The sequence below is a fragment of the Dyadobacter arcticus genome (assembly GCF_011762185.1).
Classification (GTDB): Bacteria; Bacteroidota; Bacteroidia; order Cytophagales; family Spirosomataceae; genus Dyadobacter; species Dyadobacter arcticus.
On sequence record NZ_JAASQJ010000003.1, the window covers coordinates 1,111,570 to 1,130,736 of the forward strand.

Sequence of the window (19,167 nt, forward strand, 5' to 3'; positions counted from 1 at the left end):
AAAAGGCCGCTCCGGTGAGCGACCTCTTTAAAAGCGTTGTGAGGTTTTTAAAAATGAATTACCCGACCCTCGTTTTGGGCTTGCTGCTTGGTATACTGCACGCCGCTGGTCTTAATACCCTGCTTATTCAGAAGCGATATCGTTCCACCTTTATTGCCCAAAGCAAGGTTGCTGGCAGCAGGAATAATTACTTCTAATGTCCCTGCAGCACCAATTGTGGCATTATTAATGATAAAAGGATTGCGTAGCCGGTCAAGCAACTGCCATCCATCCAGGCTGATCGGCTCATCCGTCGTATTCATCAATATAACTTTTTCCTTACCTTCTTCATTCCCTTTCGGATTGACGAGGGCACCTACGATCACAACATCTCCATCGACATCAGTTGGCTGGTCAGGATCTTCTCCGGTTCCACTGGTAATCCTGTGCCCGGTAACGTCGTCCGTATGCAGGGTGGCTGGGTTCAGCGTATTAAACTGGCTTTGGAAAGCCAACAGGATCACAGCCCAGCGGTTAAGTGAAGGAAAGTAGAACAAGATACCTCCGTCCTGATAAACACCATTATCCTTATCAAAACGCCCGGTCGGGTTGCCTTGGTTCATATGGATATCATGCAAGCCCTGATCCTTGATCTCGGGGAAATACCTGTCCTTTGCGCTGGTACTTGGCCACTGCTCACCAAATGCAAAAATCCGTGCGCCTTCGTCCCCAAAAGTTTTATTTAACAGGGCTGTCAGCTTCTCTTGAAGGTCGTTGTCCAACCCGGGGGCGTTATTAGGAAGAATTACCATCTGGTTGAAGTCAACAACCAGGTTTCTCCTGAGAAAATCCAGGCCGAACTGGCGGCGGCTATCCGGATCATTGATGTTATAAGTCCCGTTTTCCGGAAACGCTGCAAGCAGGCGGTCGCACAATTCATGCTGAAAATTTTCGTCGATAAACGTCATCAGCATAGAGCCGTCCTGCGAGCGGACGTTGACAGCGATACGATAAAAATCGCCGCCTGTATTTAGCTTAATTTCATAATGATTTGCGTCCGGTGCCATCATGCCGCGTTCGAACGTTCCAATAAACAGGTGATAATTTTTTAAGCCCATGTTAAGTTGGTTTTGTGTTTAAAAACAGCCAAATGTCGCACTCCCCGGTACTTTTAAAACTACCTTATAATCAATTTAACATTCTGTTTACCAAGTGGTTCAGAAGCAAACTGAATATAGTACAACCCAGGCGTCAAGACTTGTTTCGACTGAACTGAGAATGTATTTTCACCTTCCGCTTTTGAAACGGTTGTATTGACTGGCACTCCTGTTATGCTAAACATCCGGATAGAATATTGGTCTACATTGTAACCGACAAGCTTAAAATTCCCCTGATTAGGGTTTGGATAAACCGCAAACTGTGATGGATTGGAGGCTGATTTAACGGCGATTATCCTTGAAAATTCTGACCTGCCATCGAAATCAACCTGTTTCAACTGGTAATAATAAATTCGTCCGGCCCCGACATTTGCATCATCGAAATCATAAGTGCTTTGCTGGTTTGTCGTCGCCTTACCCGGAACGGACCCGATTTTCTCAAAATGCTTTCCATCCGTGCTTTTCAAAACATCAAAACCCATGTTGTCCTCTTCGCTGGATGTTTTCCAGCTTAACCTTATTGTTTGCCCGGCGGCAACGCCATCGAATGAGATGTACTCAACTGGCAGTGACTTGTCCAGACTTAGCCCAATCAGCACAGGATCATGGTCAGCGGCCCTGAATTGGTCGGCACTGTATAAGCTGGTTACCTGTCCCGGGGATTTAAACTCCGTATTGTAGTCCATTACACCCGGCTCATCGGCATTGATATGCCACTTGGCAGCCCCGGTTACCTGCCTGGTTAATGTGGTATTTGCCAATGCATGGTCAAGGGAGCCAAACTGCCCGTCGAACACGTACGAATAGGAAGTTGCTGGGAGCTGATTCTTATATCCTGCCGCTTCCAGGATCGTGAGCGGCTCTTCCTTTGCATAAGCATTCAAATCACCGAGGATTAAATAATCCGGATCTGTGCTGCCGGTAGGTTTTCCCGCCAGCCAGGCAGCCAGGTCCGTTGCCTGCCGGCTCCGTGTCCCGTTTGACAATCCTTGTCCGTTTCCAGTGTCCTCATCGCCTACTCCTCCCGAGCTGGATCCCTTGGATTTAAAATGGTTGACCACGACTGTGAACTCTTCGCCATTTGAATTTTGGGTAAAAGTCTGCGCCAACGGCCTGCGTCTCACCAGATCAAAAGCCGCACTGGTGGACAACGTTGCTGCGTTCCCTTTTGGAGTTACTTTATCCGTTTTGTAGATGAACCCTACTGTAATCGCATCTGTCGAAATCGGATCACCAGCGCTTGCCGGATCTATAAAGGCATAGCTGCCACTTCCTTCCAGGTCAGCATTCAGACCATTTACAAGGTCTTCCAGAGCTGTTGTAGGCGTGGCGCCGTTGACCTGGATTTCCATTAATCCAATCAAATCCGCACCCGACCGGATCAATGCCTTAATGATTTTCGTTTTTTGCCGTTCAAATTCCGTGGCGGTATTCGCTCCGCGGTACGTATCACCGCTGACATCCAGGTCCACAAAATAGTTCAGCACATTGGCGCTTGCAATCGTAAGCGACGGTGTCCCGGAAACCGCGCCTCCCGTCAGAGCGGGTACAGCGACAGGACGGGGATTCGAGGGCAAAAAGTTGACACCGGTTGCGGTTTGCATGCGGTAACCTTCAAGCCGCTCGTCCAGGATCCCGGTAATACTGGCAACCTGGTCGCCGCCCCTCAATGTATTGGATGCGCTAAGCGGATTTCCGCCGCGTCCAAAAATAATCGGATCGGGGTTTTGACGCGTGCTCCCGTCGTCCAGCAAAATTTGTCGTTTGGCGTTTTCGGCCAGATAGGCAGTGTATCCACTTGTGCTAGGCGCATTGAACTGAGTAAACTGATCCAGCCGCGCATCGGTATCCGGCTGGTTACCCGGGCCTTCTGCCGAAAGCAATACCTGTCCATAGCGTCCCAGCTCAAAGAATTCGGTGACCGTGAGATTGCCAGTTGTCGCGCTCAATTCGGCCAGCATCCCCTCATATCGTTCCAGATCAGCAATGCTGGCGACCGGCATTTTAACAGAAACCGGGGCAGGCAATGCGACTGGCCCCAGATTGGTAAAGCTGGTCAGCGATGTTATCTCCGTCAAACGTGTGGTAACGCCGCTGGTTGTGCTTACAAAATCTACTACCGTACCCGTCAGGCTCACTTTATCTCCCTGATTGGGGGTTACCACCCCCGTTGCGTTGGAAGCAACATTGAAAACGAATATTCCTTCCGATGTAGCCGGATCTCCGTCAGCATCCGCATCTTCTTCCTGCATATAGAAACCATTCAGCCCGGTTGACCCAAAAAAAGTTCGGGTAACCACGCCTTCAATCGTGAAATCGCCCGTCAGCGCCGCCAGCTGTCCGCTTCCCTGGATCGCACTGATCTTCGTTGGCAATCCCTGAGGAGCGATGGTGGTAAAATTCCAGGTTGATGCATCGGTGATACCAGCAAAGTCATTATTGGCGGCGTCGCTGAATGCCCCGGCCGACAAAGTTACCGAGTACACCTTGCTATTGAGTAAAGTTACACCCGATATTGTAACAGATGGACCATTAACGGTAACATTAGCCGATTGGATATCGATTACCTCGGTTGTGTTATCGGTTGTGTTGGTAATCGTAAATGCACCAGTCTTTTTAGAAACACTTTCAGAAAAAGTCAGTACCAGATTCGCTGTCAATTGCACATTCACAGCATTATCGGCCGGATTAAGCGTGCTAATCACAGGTGCAGTAACGTCCGGTCCCGGAATGCTTTCATCAATAGTTACGTCGTCCAATGCGATGCGGTCGCGGCTGCCGGTGGTACCTACGGAAGATTCCCAGTACACCCATCTTAATTGTACGACACTCTGATTTTCGAGTGCAGCTGGAAGTACCAGCGAAAATGACTGGGAATGCCCGACGATATTCCCCGCAGATGAATAAATGTCAGATGCAGTACCTAAATCAAAGAAATTGCCGGAATCTCCAATCCTGTATTGAAGGGCCAGGCTGTTGTCACGGCTAGCCTGTTGCTGGATCGTCCGGGCCGTCCATTCAACCAGGATATTTGTTTTCCCCAAAGTATTGACAGAGATCACTACCGCACCTGCGGCGTTTGATCCGGAAGCAAGCATTGCAATCCCATTTTCTCCATTCGTTCCTGCGTTTAGCCAGCCACCAGAACTTGTGTTGGTTAAGTAGGGCAGGTCACCATTTCCCGGGCTTGCTGTTCTTGTAGTTGGAATGCTGCCGGTGGTTGTCCCGAAGCGGTGAACCGCTACGCCGGCCGGAAGTGTCGAACCTGAGATCTCGGTAAAGGAAAATGGTAGGGTTTGGGGAGGCGGTGACGTTTGTGCAAGCACATTCGAAGCCAAAAGGAAAATCCATGCTGGAACGAGTAAAAGACCGAAGTTTTTACCGGATAGGTATTTGATCATATGTAATGTTGATGAAAGTGAAAATTTGATTACTTCGCTTTACGCGTTAATCGTTTCAGTATGTCCGACAGTTGTTGCGGTAGTCGGGGTGATAATGGTCGACACATAGCGCCACTCGCTGACAATCTTACTTGTGCTGAATTTTGCCAGAACATATCCTCTCCGGGATGCATCCAGGTATTCCAGGTCATCCACCAACAATGCCAGCGCCTGCTCAAAACCGCCAAGTGAAGCCGGATCGGCACCAAGATATTCTTCAAAACCCGGCGAGGTAACCGAAGATGTGGCCAGTTCGCGGCCTGCCTCCGTTTTGTCATTCGCTTTCAATTGGGAATACCATCCATTGTGTGAATCTCCCGACAGCGCAATTAGCTTCTTGCCCTTTGCCATCGCATATACGATTTCTCTCTCAATCGGATAACCGTCCCATGCATCGAGGTTGTACGGCAGCACCGTTTGTATCCGTGCAATCTCCTGAGGTGTCAAAGAAGGATCGTTGGCCAGGAAACGGCCTTTAATCTGTGTAAGCTGGATTAAGAGGGTCTGGAACATCTTAAATGTCGCCGGAGTAGCAGAGCCGGTAGCATCTACCTCACCAACGATCTGGACGATCGCCAAAAGCAGTTCAGCAGGAACATACATTTTACCCATCAAAACTTGTTGCCCAAGAACCTGCCATACGCCTTTACCAGTCCCAATTGCGGATCCCAGCCAGGTAAGCTGTTCTTTTCCAAGAATTGTACGGTTTGGATTAAGCCAATCTTTCTGGAAAGCCGCTGCGTCTAATCCCGTTTGGGTCAGATAATCTGCATAAGAAAGTTGCTCATCGCGACCAATAATCCGGGTGTCGAGCATGTGCAGGTCCATAATATTACCGAAAGAGAAGCTCCGGTAAATTTTCGCATCGACCAGTGTTCTTACTCCAATGTACTCGTGATAGGCTTTGATCGCCCGCTCCCTTCTGGCTTCGAAACTGCCTTCATTTTGGTTATGATTTTGTGCACCGTCTTTGAACGCATCATTTGCAACCTCGTGATCGTCCCATACGCAAATGAATGGCTTTTTCTGATGCGCCAATTGCAATTGCGGATCGCTGCGGTATTGTTTAAAGCGGGTGCGGTAGTCGTCCAGGGATAGGATTTCATTCGCCGGAAGGTGAAGACGTCCCAGTGCGATTGTGTTTGGGTTGGAACCGTACTGGCCGGCGCCGTATTCATAAATGTAATCGCCCAGGTGTAGTACAACGTCGGCCTCGGAAGCTGCGATGGCCCCATAAACATTGAACAACCCTGCCGGATAGTTGGAACATGAACACACTGCCAGCTTCACATCTTCCATTTCACCGGCCTTGGCGAGCGTTTTTGTTTCCCCGGTCGGCGATATCACATTGGTATTTGTGATGGCGAAACGATAGTAGTATTTGGTGTTTGATTTCAGGCCACTAATGTCAACACTTACTGTAAAATCATCATTGACTGATGCGTCCAGCATTTCGGTTTTAATGATTTGTCCAAAACCAGGGTCGGTAGCAATATCATAGGTAAGGGTTACTTTTTGGGAGGAAGCGTTGGCGGGAGAAACCCTTGTCCAAAGAATGATCTGACTGTCGGTCGGGTCAAAACTGGCGACGTTGTAATCAAAGCTGCCATTCTGATTGGGATCGTTAGGGTCGGGAATGTTGTGATCAGTGCAGCTTCCAACCAGGACAGTTGATAAAATAACACCTCCTGCCCCCAGCACAGAGCGTTCCAAAAATTTCCTGCGGTTAATCGTAAAGTTACCTTTCATACAATTATGGATTATTGAGATTAATCCATAAAGCTACCTTCCCATTGTTTCCAATATGTAACCACAAGTTTAAATTGCTGTTAAGCGATCTCTTTTCACCTGTAGGGATGAGAAAGCCGATAGGCTGGTCGCTAGCAAGATTTGCCCGGCTCACAATAAATCATAACATATCGTTAATCTTCATTAGCCCCTTATGGAACGGTATTTATTAAGGTTAGGCGTTCCAGAAACTTCACCAACATTCGTATGCCAATTTTATTACTTGCCTTGTTACTAACCAATCTATCTACGATTGCATTTTTGGGCCTCGAGGTCTACTTAGGCCGTGAATGGTACTTACATAAAGATATCATCGGTGATCACGATTACGCCCAGCGCTGTTTGATTGGTGCGTTTGCTTTACTTGTTTTCATGTTATTTGGGAAGGCGCTGATCCGCATCCTTTTGAGCAAAGGTGGCAAGGGTGTTGATGAACCCCGGGCAGAACGTCTGAAAGACCAATCTAAACTGCAAAGACCAGATGGAAGCGTAATTAATATTGAACAGGGAGGAATGAAGGGTAAGCAAACCATCATCTTTATCCATGGCTGGAACTCAAACAGCATGCAGTGGTATTATCAAAAAAAATATTTCAGCAGTAACTACCATCTTGTACTGATGGATCACCCCGGTTTGGGCAAGTCAAAACGGGCTAGTAATAAAGATTTCAGCCTGGAAAAGCTGGCTGCTGACTTGGACGCGGTAATAGATGAATCGGACGCGAAGGATCCGATTTTGTGGGGACATAGCATGGGAGGCATGACCATTTTAACATTCTGCAAAGTTTACAAGCACAAAATGTCGAAAATCAAGGGCATTGTCCTGGAACACACCACTTTTACCAATCCCACCAAGACATCCATTTTGAGCAAATTATTGACCACCATACAAAACCCAATATTGAAGCCTATCTGCTGGCTGATGATCCTGCTATCCCCTATTTTATGGATAAGCAGGTGGATGAGTTATTTCAATGGCAACATGCTGATCATGACCAGATTTTTGACTTTCGCAGGGACGCAGACGGGTAAGCAGCTTGATTTTGCCAGTTTTCTTGCCGCCATGGCGCCACCAGCTGTTACGGGCAGGGGTGTTCTTGCTATGTTTGATTATGATGCATCTGACATTCTTTCCGGAATTCAAGTGCCAACACTGGTTATTGGGGCAAACAAAGACCGTTTGACAAAGAACGAAGCTAGTATCAAAATGAACCTAAGCATCCCCGGCTCAAAGCTCGTGACATTACAGCCGGCAGGGCATATGGGACTTGTTGAACGGCACCAGGAAGTAAATGAAGCTGTGAGCCAATTTTTCTCTCCTGTCATAGCAGGTCTTACCTGAAACTTCTAGATACCTAACAAAAATTCAGCCTGACAATCATTGATTGCCAGGCTGAATTCCGTGCAGATTAATCATCTCATCGGCCAAAATCAATCATTCCTCAGTAAAAAACCTGAGTTTAACGTATTGACGATCATGATTGACCATTTCCCCTTCCGCTATTTCTACTGTTTTACCTTCCAAGTTCGATTTTATATAAAGATCAACAGCAGGGATTTGGCTGTGCGAGACAACCTGGCTTAATTGATTTTTCTCATTGAGGGAAAAACTGATTACAATGATCCCCTTTTCCAGCTCGGCAAGATCGGAATTTTCTACTTTAATGTACCGTCCGATTTGCTGCCCCAGGTTTCTGTCCAGCCTGGACGAAACTTGCTTTCGTGGTGAATTGTTCTCGGCCTCAGCAGCAAACGGAGCAAGAAACATAGTTGTGGCAAGAATGACAATCAGAGCCATCGTTCTGGAAAGTCTTTGGCATAAGCCGTTCATAAAATAAGTCGTTTTCATAGCTAATATTTGTTAAACCTCCTAGTACATCCAAAAGGCGGTACAAACGTAAAAATCTGCAATGAAAGTGCTGCGGTTAAATGAGTTACTGGTAAAATTCTTGAGTTAGTGGCAAAAAAATGGCATATCCCTGCCAGGTTTTCAAAATTTAACTTAACAAAATCATAATTTGGGAAACTGCTTTTCGCTGAGTATAACGTCTAGTTTTGCTGCCTTGTAATGACTTACACCGGCGAATTATGAAGGTATTCTACTGCTGTTTAATCACACTATCTTCTGCGCTCCCTGGAATTGCCCAGACCAGTGACTCACTTCAAACTGAGATGCTTAGTCAGGTAACTGTCACGGCCAACAGGACCCGGGAGAAATCCTTTGAGACCGCCGGATCTGTATCAGTAATCTCCTCTCAGGCTTTACAAACTTACCAGCCACGAACGACACCGGAGGTCCTTATGGGAGCCACCGGGGTTTTTGTTCAAAAGTCCACCCATGGTGCGGGATCGCCTTTTTTACGCGGATTGACCGGAAACCAAACACTGATCCTGTTCGATGGGATCCGCCTGAATAACAGTACATTCCGCTACGGGCCGAATCAGTACCTAAACACCATTGACCCTTTCACCATTGACAAAATAGAAGTCTTGCGCGGCGGAGGTTCTGTCGCTTACGGATCCGATGCATTGGGCGGCACGCTTCAAATTTTTAGTTTTGATCCGGCATTTTCAGAAAAACCGGCTGTTCACGGTAAAGCGGTCGCACGGTATGCAACCGGCGAAATGGAAAAAACATTGCGGGCGGGAATAGCGCTTTCCGGCTCACGTGTCGCATTCTCGGGAGGCCTGAGTATCCGGAATTTTGGCGATCTGATTGGCGGGGATACCACCGGTAAGCAATCACCGAGTGGCTACAAAGACCGGGCTTTTGACGCTAAATTGGTTTTTGGCCTGAGCGATTCGTGGACACTCACATTGGCCCATCAATCAGTTTCTCAAAAACATGTCCCGCTTTATTACCGCTACAAACTTGAAAATTTCGCTTTGAATGAATTCAATCCGCAAAAACGTTCTTTAAGTTATTTCAAATTAAAAGGCACTACCTTAAATAAATTGGCTACCGAAATATCGCTGACCGGATCATGGCAGGCAACCAATGAAGGGCGGCTCAGCCGGAAAAATGGCAGTAACAGCCTTCGCACTGAAACGGACAAGGTGCAGACATCAGGATTGATCTTTAATGTACAATCTGATATCACTGAATTCTGGAAAGCAAGTTCAGGTATTGAAATTTACAATGATCTTGTAAACAGCGATAAGGTTGATCAGGTTGCGGGTGGTGATCCGGTTGCCAGCCGAGGTCTTTATCCGGACGACAGCAAATACCTTAATTATGCTATCTATTCACTTCACCAGTTGAAATTGGATGCCTGGCAGTTTACGTTCGGTGGCCGGTTTAATGGTTTTCGTATAAAAGTTGCAGACGAAGTGCTGGGTAATGTGTCTGTAAAGCCACAGGCATTGGTGGGAAATGCATCGATTTCATACTTACCTCAAGAACATTCCAATTTCTACACATCTTTCCACTCAGGTTTCCGCGCACCGAACATTGATGATATGGGAACGCTGGGCATCGTTGATTTTCGGTACGAGCTGCCTGCTTATGACCTTAAACCAGAGACATCTTACAACTTCGAAGCAGGTTATAAATACCATTCAGGCGGGTTAGCCCTCAGCGCAGCATTATTCCAGAATAATCTTCGCAACCTGATCACGCGCGTGAAAGTGGCGGGAGAGAAAATTGACGGAATAGATGTGTACCGAAAGGAAAATGTAGAGCGCGCTTACATCCGCGGCGGAGAGCTGGAAGCAGAATATGTGTTCAGCAACTATTGGAGAGTGTACGGGTCGGGAGCTTATAATTTCGGCAAAAATGTCACCAAAAATGAACCGGTGCGGCGCATTCCGCCATTAAACGGGCGGTTTGGACTTGAATACCGAAAAAAAGGATGGTATGCCCGTCCGGAAGGATGGTTTGCAGATGATCAAACGCGATTGGCAGCGGGAGATGCCGGAGATAACCGCATCCCAAAAGGCGGCACACCTGGCTGGGTAGTTATTAACCTGATGGCAGGTTATGATGCAAAACATTTTGCGGTTAACGCTGTTGCCCAAAACCTTACTAATAAAGATTATCGTACGCACGGGTCGGGGATCAATGGCGTAGGCCGGAGCCTCTGGCTGACTTTGACAGGAAAGTTTTAAAGACGCATTTTCTCAATACTACCCATAACTCACCATGACACGACATTTGAAATTCGGACTTTACTTGCTGCTGGCCGGCGTATTCGCCTATGGCTGCAAAAAGAATATCAGCTCAACCGGTCAGCCGGAGGAGCTTGCCCTTTTTAAAGAGCTTTCGTCAAAACGCATCAATTTGCCCAATGGCTGGTCACTCACGCCGGTTGGCAGAAGCCTGGATCTGGATGACCTGCCTTTGAACCTCGTGGTTTCTCCGTCGAAAAAGTACCTGGCAGTTACTAATAATGGGCAAAGCACACAGAGCATTACCCTAATTGATGCCGCTTCGGAAAAAGTGCTGGATTCGGCGGGAGTAGCAAAGTCATACCTTGGCCTTGCTTTCAGTCAGGATGAGAAAACAATTTATGCATCGGGCGGGAATGACAATAAAATTTTGGTATTCAAAATTGAAAATCAGCAGCTTGTCCCTGCTGAGCCGATTGAGCTGGGCAAACCCTGGCCAGTGAAAATTTCCCCAACCGGAATATCAGTTGACGACGCCCAGAACAGGATTTATGTCGTGACCAAGGAAGATAGCTCACTTTACATTTGTGATTCTCAAACCAAAAAAACCATTGGTAAACTAAATCTGGGCGCAGCAGCTTACACCTGTCTGCTTTCCAATGATAAAAAAGAACTTTATGTTTCACTTTGGGGCGGCTCGCGTGTTGTGATTGTGAATACGGAAACGCAGAAAATAGCAGCCGAAATTGCCACTAACAAAAACCCAAATGATTTACTATTGACCAAAGACGGCAAATTTTTGTACGTAGCCAATGGCAATGACAACACTGTCGGACTCATTGACCTTACAAAACGTCAGATATCAGAGACATTAACCACATCTCTTTTTCCAAATGCACCCGTCGGAACGACTCCCAATGGCCTGGCGCTGAGCGAGGATGAGAAAACATTATATATAGCCAATGCCGATAACAACTGTCTTGCGGTATTTGATGTAGAAACCAAAGGACGCAGCCATTCCATCGGATTTATCCCGACCGGCTGGTATCCGACCGCTGTGAAAACGATTGGTTCGAAGATATTTGTTACCAATGGAAAAGGGTTTTCTTCCAAAGCAAACCCCAAAGGCCCAAATCCAAACTTATCGAAAGTCCCGCAGCAGGTAGGGCCTAATCCGCAGGCTTACACCGGCCGGGAGCAGTACATTGGAGGTTTGTTTAAAGGTACTTTGTCGATCATCGACGCCCCGTCAAAGGAAACACTTTCCGCCTACTCACGTGTGGTTTATGCCAACACACCGTATACCAAAAACAAGGAGTTAAATGCAGAAGGGGAAACTGGAAACCCGATCCCGATGAAAGTAGCCGACAATTCGCCAATTAAATATGTATTTTACATCATCAAGGAAAACCGGACTTACGATCAGGTTCTGGGAGATATGAAGGAAGGAAATGGCGATGCATCACTTTGCTTATTTCCGGAAAAAGTAACGCCAAACCAGCATGCAATCGCCCGCGAGTTTGTGCTGCTCGATAACTTTTATGTGGACGCTGAGGTAAGTGCCGACGGGCATAACTGGTCTTCTGCTGCCTATGCTAATGATTATGTGGAAAAAAACTGGGTGACCAGCTACGGCGGTCGTGGCGGCACCTATGATTATGAAGGCAGCAAGGAAATCGCTCATCCGAGGGACGGCTTTATCTGGGACCATGCGTTACGGGCAGGCGTTACGTTCCGCAGCTACGGCTGGTTTGCTGACGAAGGGAAAGCCAATATCAAAACGCTTGAAGGGAAGTATTGTCCAACATATAAGGGGTATAATCTTAACTACATGGACATTGACCGCGAAGCAGCCTGGGAAAAGGATTTTGATGAATTGCTGGCTGCGGGCAAGCTTCCGAGGTTAAATACACTCCGGTTAGGCAACGACCATACTTCCGGTGCGAGTGTTGGGAAACCAACGCCATTTGCGGCTGTGGCAGACAATGACCTGGCCGTGGGGCGTTTTATTGAACATCTTTCCAAAAGTAAGGTTTGGAATGAATCAGTAGTATTTATCCTGGAAGACGACGCCCAGAATGGACCGGACCACGTGGATGCCCACCGCTCGCCTGCATATGTTGCCGGGGGCTTCGTGAAAAGAGGTTTTGTAGATCATACCATGTATTCAACCTCAGGAATGCTCCGTACGATGGAGCTGATCCTGGGCCTGAAACCGATGAGCCAGTACGATGCAGCCGCTACGCCCATGTGGAGATGCTTTAATAAAACAGCAAATCCAGCCACTTTTACATCCAGGGAAGCAGGGGTTGACCTTGCACAGAAAAATATGGCAGTGAACTCCAATTCCCGCCAATCTGATCAGTTCGATCTTTCAGTACCTGATGCCATTGACGACCTTATTTTCAGCCGGATTGTGTGGCAAACCGTCCGTGGTGAAAAGAGCATCATGCCCGCGCCGCGCCGGGGTGCTTTTGTCAGACTTGAAAAAGGGGATGAGGATGAGGAGGAAGGATTTGACGAAGATTAATCGAAATCTGACAAACCATGAAAAAGTACCAGCTCCTGATTGTTGTATTTCTCGCAAGTACGTTGCACGCCGCGGCGCAGAAATGGGTCGCCAATGCACCGTCGGGCAAGGAATATCCGCAGAAAAATGAAACTGGGAAAACAATCATTCCCAATGGACGGTACCTCACCCCTGCCGGAAAGCAACTAACCGTCGCACCGCATCCCTACGGCCTCGCGTTAAGTGCTGATGGTAACATCGCGGTTACGGCCAACTCAGGCATTAATCCGTTCTCAATCAGTGTATTGAAAAACATTTTGAGCGAAAATCCAATGGTGAGGCAAATTCCTGAAGGGCCGAAAACGGATAAAGGAATTCTGGAAGCCTGCTTTATGGGTTTAGCGATCACGCCGGATAACAAATCGATTTATGTTGCTGGCGGCCAAACCAATAAGATCTTCGTTTTTGATATCGAAACGGGCAAGAATAAACTGACTATCAACTGCCAGGCGACTGAAAATGGCAATAAGTACAGTCACGGCTACATTGGCGATATGGTGCTGACCAAAGACGGATCCACACTTTATGCATTGGATCAGATCGGGTTCCGGATGATGGTGATCGACACCAAAACCAATAAGATTGTCAGCAACATTCCCACGGGCCGGTACCCGTTCGGGATCTGCCTTTCGCCGGATGAAAAGCGCATTTATGTTGCCAATGTGGGTGTTTTCGAATACAAACCTTTCACCGATCTTGATAAAAATAACCTGAAGGGAACCGCGCACGAATGGCCTTCGTCCAAATATGGATCGAAAGAAATGAAAGATGGCGTTCCTGAGAAAGGCGTCCCTGCATTAGGTGACCCGAATGTATTGGAAGCATTCTCTGTATGGAGCTACGATTTGACAGGCACGAAACCTGCCGTTAAAGCCAAGATTAAAACGGGTATCCTGGTAGGTCAAATGGTGGAAGATTTCCCGGCCGTTGGTGGAAGCAGCCCAAATTCACTCGCCGCTACCAATGAGTTTGTATTTGTCAGCAATGGGAATAATGATTGCGTTTCGGTTATTGATATTGCAAAAGATACTGTTGTCAATACCTTGCATCTCAATCCTGAGCCGCGGCTTGGCTCACTTCGCGGACTTATTCCTTTTGGCGTAACTGTTTCGCCGGATCAGAAAAGGCTATTTGTCGCCGAAGCGGGAATTAATGCAGTTGCTGTTATTGACATCCCGACGATGAAAGTACTCGGACATATTCCGACAGGCTGGTTTCCGAGCAAATTGAAAGTAAGCCCGGACGGCAAAAAGCTCATCGTGAGCAATGCGAAAGGATTGGGCAGCGGACCGAATGGAGGCAAAAATTATAAACTGGGCATTGAAGGAAGTTTTATCGGAAGCCTGATGAAAGGCACCGTTTCCGTAATCGATATTCCGGCAGATAGTGAGCTGCCTAGTTTGACTAAAAAGGTGCTGGACAACAATTATACATTCACCCAGGTTTCGGCTAATTCTAAAAATCCTGTCCCGGTTTATCCGGGTGCGACCGAATCTCCCACTAAGCACATTGTCTTTATTTCAAAAGAAAATAGAACTTATGACGAGGTTTTCGGGCAGCTCACTTCCGGAAACGGGGATTCGACCATAGCGAGATTTGGGTTGAAAAGAAACTTTGAAAACAGGAAAAAAACATCCTCGCTAAAAGGTGTGGATGTGATGCCAAACCACATTGCCCTGGCCAGACAATTCGCGATTTCGGATAACTACTATTGTGATTCCGATGTTTCCGCTGACGGGCATCGCTGGCTGGTAAATACTTACCCCAATGAATGGGTCGAAACCGGGACTGCGGCTGCGTATGGGGGTGGCCGTAATTTGTTGGACACTTCTTCCGCTCCGGGAAATTTGTCATTTTACGGTTCTGCGGGAAGCATTTATCCGGAAGACTATAACGAAGCCGGTTCGCTTTGGGACCATTTGCAGCGGAATAAGAAGGATTTTTTCAACTTCGGTTTTGGGCTGGAAATGGCTGCCAATTATTCGGACAGTACCATGAAGCATATTGGTGAATTGTATATGGCCAATTACCCGGTGCCCGCGCCGATTTTTGACAAATCGTCGAAGACATTTCCCAGCTATAATATGGCAATACCGGATCAATTCAGGGCGGATGTTTTTATAAAAGAGTTCAAGGAAAAATGGATCGGCGACGGTAAAACGCTGCCTTCCATGATAACACTTATGCTGCCCAATGACCATGGAACGAAGGAACGACCGGATGCAGGCTTTCCGTTCGGGGAAAGTTACATGGCCGATAATGATCTCGCTTTGGGCCGTACAATAGAATTTCTATCGCACACGCCATATTGGAAAAATATGCTGATTGTGATCACCGAAGATGATCCACAGGGTGGCGTCGATCATGTGGATGCGCACAGGAGCATTCTGATGACCATTTCGCCATACATGAAGAAGAATTATGTTGGAAAGCAGCATTACAGTTTTGGCAGTATTTTTAAAACATTCTGGCATATTCTGGGTATTCCGTACCTGAACCAGTACGACGCCACGGCTACGGATATGAATGATCTGTTCACCGATAAGCCTGACTTTACGCCTTACAATGCTGTTGCCATCGACCCGCGTTTGTTTGATCCTCAAAAAGCCCTTGATCCGTTTGATGAGAAATTTGACTGGAAGGCATTTTCGGAATCTGAAGAAATGGACCGGACCGAAACAATGCAAAAAAGGCGAGCAGAAGATGATGAAGATTTGCGGAAGAAAAGTTATCGGCAAAGGAAGTCAAATTTAAGTCGTCCAAAAGAGTAAATTTATAGTGCAATTGGCCTTGCTCAATAAATTATACGCTGCCAATGTACCGTTTTCTTCTATTTCTTTTAATAGCTACGGCTTGCACAAATCATAAAGGTTCATCGTTCGATCCTTTTCAATATGATGCCGAGGCCTATGAAAAGGTCAAATTGAATTACAAGATCACGGGCAAAGGAGATACTACTCTATTTTTTATCCATGGATGGAATTTAGATCATACCTACTGGCAAAATCAGGAGGCTGAGTTTTCCACCTCTTATCGTTTGGTATTGTTCGACCTGGCAGGCTGCGGATCGTCGGGAAAAAACCGGAAAAATTGGACGGTCGAAAATTTTGCCAGGGATATTTCATCTGTGATCAACAAAGAACAGCTCAACAACGTAGTGTTGGTCGCGCACTCCATGGGCGGAGAAATTGCATTGGATGTTGCCGCAGCCACCCCTGGTAAAGTAATTGGAATTATTGGTATAGATAACCTAAAAAACGTCGGGATGACTATTTCGAAGAAAGATCAGGACGGGATGCAGCCTTATATCAAAGAATTTCTTGCCAACTATCCTAAAATAGCCGAAAAAATGGCCAGAGAGTTTACCGTTTCAAAGGATAGTGCAATCGTTCACAGGCTGGTAAATAGTTACAAATATGCCGATCCTTCTATTGCGGTTCCATCGCTCATGAACCTGTATCCCAAAGCTGCCAAAGCAAAAGACAGACTACTTACAATGCCATTTACGATGAAATTTATCATGAGCACTAACACGCCATATGACGAAAATGCGCTTAAAAAATATTGCAAAAATGGCTACCAAATCATCACTATCGACAGCTCAGGCCATTTTCCAATGATTGAGCGACCCAAACAGTTTAACAAAGCATTGCATCAGATTTTACAAACACATTAATTTGTGGTTTGTCAGGCACCGGTGCCATTGTCTTTGCTGTCCTTGTTACGTATGATTGAATAAATATCAGTTCTTCTGTCTTTTAGATTTCGAACACTTCCAAATTGATTTAATTCCCGCAACATATCAATATCAACGTCGGCAATTAAAATCATTTCTGTATTTGGGGTTGCTTCTGCTTTTATTCCGTTAGTGGGAAATGAAAAATCACATGGGGTAAAAACCATGGACTGGGCATATTGAATATCCATATTGTGGACCTTCGGCAAGTTGCCAACACTGCCGGCGATGGCAACATAACATTCATTTTCAATAGCTCTTGCCTGGGCGCAGTTTCTTACCCTCGAATAACCATTTTGGGTGTCGGTCAGGAAGGGTACAAATAGAATATTCATACCCTCATCGGCTAAAATGCGGCTTAACTCGGGAAACTCAACATCATAGCAAATTAGGATACCTATTTTCCCGCAGTCGGTATTAAACGTTTTTAGAGTGTTACCGCCCTGCATGCCCCATATCTTTGCTTCATCCGGCGTTACATGCAACTTTTCGAACCGTTCAATGCCGCCGTCCCTTTTGCATAAATAACCCACGTTATAGAGACTATGGCCAACGACCTCCGGCATACTTCCCGTAATGATGTTGATGTTGTAGGAAATGGCAAGCTCAGAAAAGCGGTTAACAATTCTCTCCGTATATTCTGCTAACTTTCTTATTGCGTCCGGTTCTGCGAGATGATTGTAATCCGACATTAATGGGGCATTGAAAAATTCAGGAAAAAGGGCAAAGTCACACCTGTAACCCGATACCGCATCCACAAAATATTCAACCTGCTGCATGAGTTCATCAAAGTCGTTATACAACCGCATTTGCCATTGTATCAAACCCAATCTGATAATTGACTTTTTGAACGCAGCCTGATCTGAACTTTTCTCATAGTAAACATTATCCCACTCAAGCAATACGGCATATTCATTGGAGTCCTTATCGCCTTCAAGATACCCTTGCAATATTCTGGCAGGGTGGAAGTCATTGGACAATTGGAAATTTAAAACAGGATCGTGTATATCCTTGTTTCGAACCTTATCAATATACTCTTTGGGGGACATGGAATCGGAATATTGATGGTAATTTGGGATTCGGCCACCAAATACTATTCCTTTTAAATTTAATTCCTCACAAAGCTCTTTTCTGTAATCATACAAACGCCTTCCCAATCGCAGGCCGCGAAACTTAGGCCGTATAAATACATCGATCCCGTACAAAACATCTCCTTCGTTTGTGTGGGTCTTAAAACTGTAATTTCCCGTGATCTCTCTATAGGTATGTTTAGAGTCAACTTTGTCGTAGTCTACAATAATTGATAATGCGCACCCGGCCAGTTCATTATCTACTCTTATGCCTACTTGCCCCTCGTGAAAAATGGTGATCAGTGTTTTGATGTGATGTTCTTTCCAATAGGCATTCGCCAAACTGGAATAGGTCTCTATCATCATTTCCTTAATCTCCCGGTAATCTTCTGGTTTTAGAAAAACCAACTCAATATTTTCAATTGATTTAATGTCTTTTGTAGTTTCCATGGTGTTTCACGCCGTTTTACCTGTCTTTTGCAGGGTGAATGACGGGGATTGGGTTGTTATAACCGGTTGATTTGAAATGTTTACTTGCAGATTGTGTTGTATAACAAACGGTGAATGCCAACTTTTTTGGCGTCTTCATAATAAAAGGTCCATCTAAAATTGCGAACAATACAGAGAAGTAACAAAGAAACAACCCGGAAGTTTCCCAAAAAAGGAGGAACCGGGAATAGATGTTTCCCAAAGGTTGGCTTTGCAAGAAATAAATCACAATTTCAATGGAAACATCGTATCTAATTCTTATATATAACTACTCCATTATGGCTACGCAAACAATCATCCCCAAAATCTTGCCTTCGCTGGTGTTTGACAACCAGGCAGAAGAGGCCGTTAATTTTTACGTGTCGGTTTTCAAAAATTCCGGCATCATTAATATAATCCGCTCCGCTGAGGGGCAGTTTGTTCCCAAAGGCCAGGTAAGTTTGATCGCATTTTATCTTGACGGGCAGGAATTCCGGGTGGCAAATGGCGGGCCCACCTTCAAGTTTAGTGAGGGATTGTCGATCTATATGAACTGCGAAACACAAGAGGAAATCGATGAAGTATGGGAAAAATTGCTGGAAGGCGGCCAGCCGCAGGAGTGTGGATGGCTAAAGGACAAATTTGGGGTATACTGGCAAATTGCACCGTCGATCCTGTGGGAAATGATGAAAGACCCTGACACCAAAAAGACACAGCGGGTATTGAACGCGATTTATCAAATGCAAAAACTCGATATTGCGGAAATTCAGCGCGCCTACAACGGAGAAAGTCCCGAACCATAAATAATCATTTTCGAGCAGGCAATGCTCATATTCGTTCGAACAGCTGTCTGC

The 19,167-nt window shown here is 46.2% G+C and carries 11 protein-coding genes; 6 read left to right on the plus strand and 5 right to left on the minus strand.

The window, feature by feature from the left end; genetic code table 11:
- Nucleotides 1–47: 47 nt before the first annotated feature.
- From FHS68_RS18155 to FHS68_RS18165, 3 genes are read right to left on the minus strand one after another with little or no spacing between them, the layout of a single operon-like run.
- On the minus strand, nt 48–1,097 hold the full coding sequence (locus tag FHS68_RS18155) for a DUF2278 family protein (protein WP_167272855.1): 1,050 nt from the start codon (nt 1,095–1,097) through the stop codon (nt 48–50).
- A 59-nt stretch (nt 1,098–1,156) separates the two neighbouring features.
- Complete coding sequence (locus FHS68_RS18160) at nt 1,157–4,537, minus strand: ExeM/NucH family extracellular endonuclease (RefSeq protein ID WP_167272858.1); 3,381 nt, start codon at nt 4,535–4,537, stop codon at nt 1,157–1,159.
- Between the two features lie 39 nt (nt 4,538–4,576).
- Nucleotides 4,577–6,325, minus strand: a complete 1,749-nt coding sequence (locus FHS68_RS18165) for an alkaline phosphatase D family protein (protein WP_167272860.1) — start codon at nt 6,323–6,325, stop codon at nt 4,577–4,579.
- Nucleotides 6,326–6,571: 246 nt separating this feature from the next.
- Between FHS68_RS18165 and FHS68_RS18170 the strand changes: the two genes are divergently transcribed.
- Nucleotides 6,572–7,705, plus strand: coding sequence for an alpha/beta fold hydrolase (locus FHS68_RS18170; protein WP_167272863.1), 1,134 nt, complete (start codon nt 6,572–6,574; stop codon nt 7,703–7,705).
- A gap of 93 nt (nt 7,706–7,798) precedes the next feature.
- On the opposite strand, the gene FHS68_RS18175 is transcribed toward FHS68_RS18170, so the two are convergent.
- Nucleotides 7,799–8,212: a hypothetical protein gene (locus tag FHS68_RS18175; protein ID WP_167272866.1), complete on the minus strand. Its 414-nt coding sequence runs from the start codon at nt 8,210–8,212 to the stop codon at nt 7,799–7,801.
- A gap of 239 nt (nt 8,213–8,451) precedes the next feature.
- Between FHS68_RS18175 and FHS68_RS18180 the strand changes: the two genes are divergently transcribed.
- The 4 genes from FHS68_RS18180 to FHS68_RS18195 are packed head-to-tail and all read left to right on the plus strand — an operon-like array spanning nt 8,452 to nt 16,715.
- Complete coding sequence (locus FHS68_RS18180) at nt 8,452–10,470, plus strand: TonB-dependent receptor plug domain-containing protein (RefSeq protein ID WP_167272868.1); 2,019 nt, start codon at nt 8,452–8,454, stop codon at nt 10,468–10,470.
- A 34-nt stretch (nt 10,471–10,504) separates the two neighbouring features.
- Nucleotides 10,505–13,000 carry a bifunctional YncE family protein/alkaline phosphatase family protein gene (locus FHS68_RS18185; protein WP_167272871.1) on the plus strand — a complete coding sequence of 832 codons (2,496 nt, stop codon included), beginning with the start codon at nt 10,505–10,507 and terminating at the stop codon, nt 12,998–13,000.
- 17 nt (nt 13,001–13,017) lie between these two features.
- Nucleotides 13,018–15,810: an alkaline phosphatase family protein gene (locus FHS68_RS18190; RefSeq protein WP_167272874.1), complete on the plus strand. Its 2,793-nt coding sequence runs from the start codon at nt 13,018–13,020 to the stop codon at nt 15,808–15,810.
- Nucleotides 15,811–15,854: 44 nt separating this feature from the next.
- On the plus strand, nt 15,855–16,715 hold the full coding sequence (locus FHS68_RS18195; RefSeq protein ID WP_167272876.1) for an alpha/beta fold hydrolase: 861 nt from the start codon (nt 15,855–15,857) through the stop codon (nt 16,713–16,715).
- 11 nt (nt 16,716–16,726) lie between these two features.
- Here FHS68_RS18195 and FHS68_RS18200 read toward each other — a convergent pair whose 3' ends face one another.
- Entirely contained in the window at nt 16,727–18,295 is a 1,569-nt protein-coding gene (locus tag FHS68_RS18200; RefSeq protein WP_167272879.1) for a carbon-nitrogen hydrolase family protein, read from the minus strand.
- Between the two features lie 317 nt (nt 18,296–18,612).
- Between FHS68_RS18200 and FHS68_RS18205 the strand changes: the two genes are divergently transcribed.
- Nucleotides 18,613–19,116, plus strand: a complete 504-nt coding sequence (locus FHS68_RS18205; protein WP_208408344.1) for a VOC family protein — start codon at nt 18,613–18,615, stop codon at nt 19,114–19,116.
- The last annotated feature ends 51 nt before the right edge of the window (nt 19,117–19,167 follow it).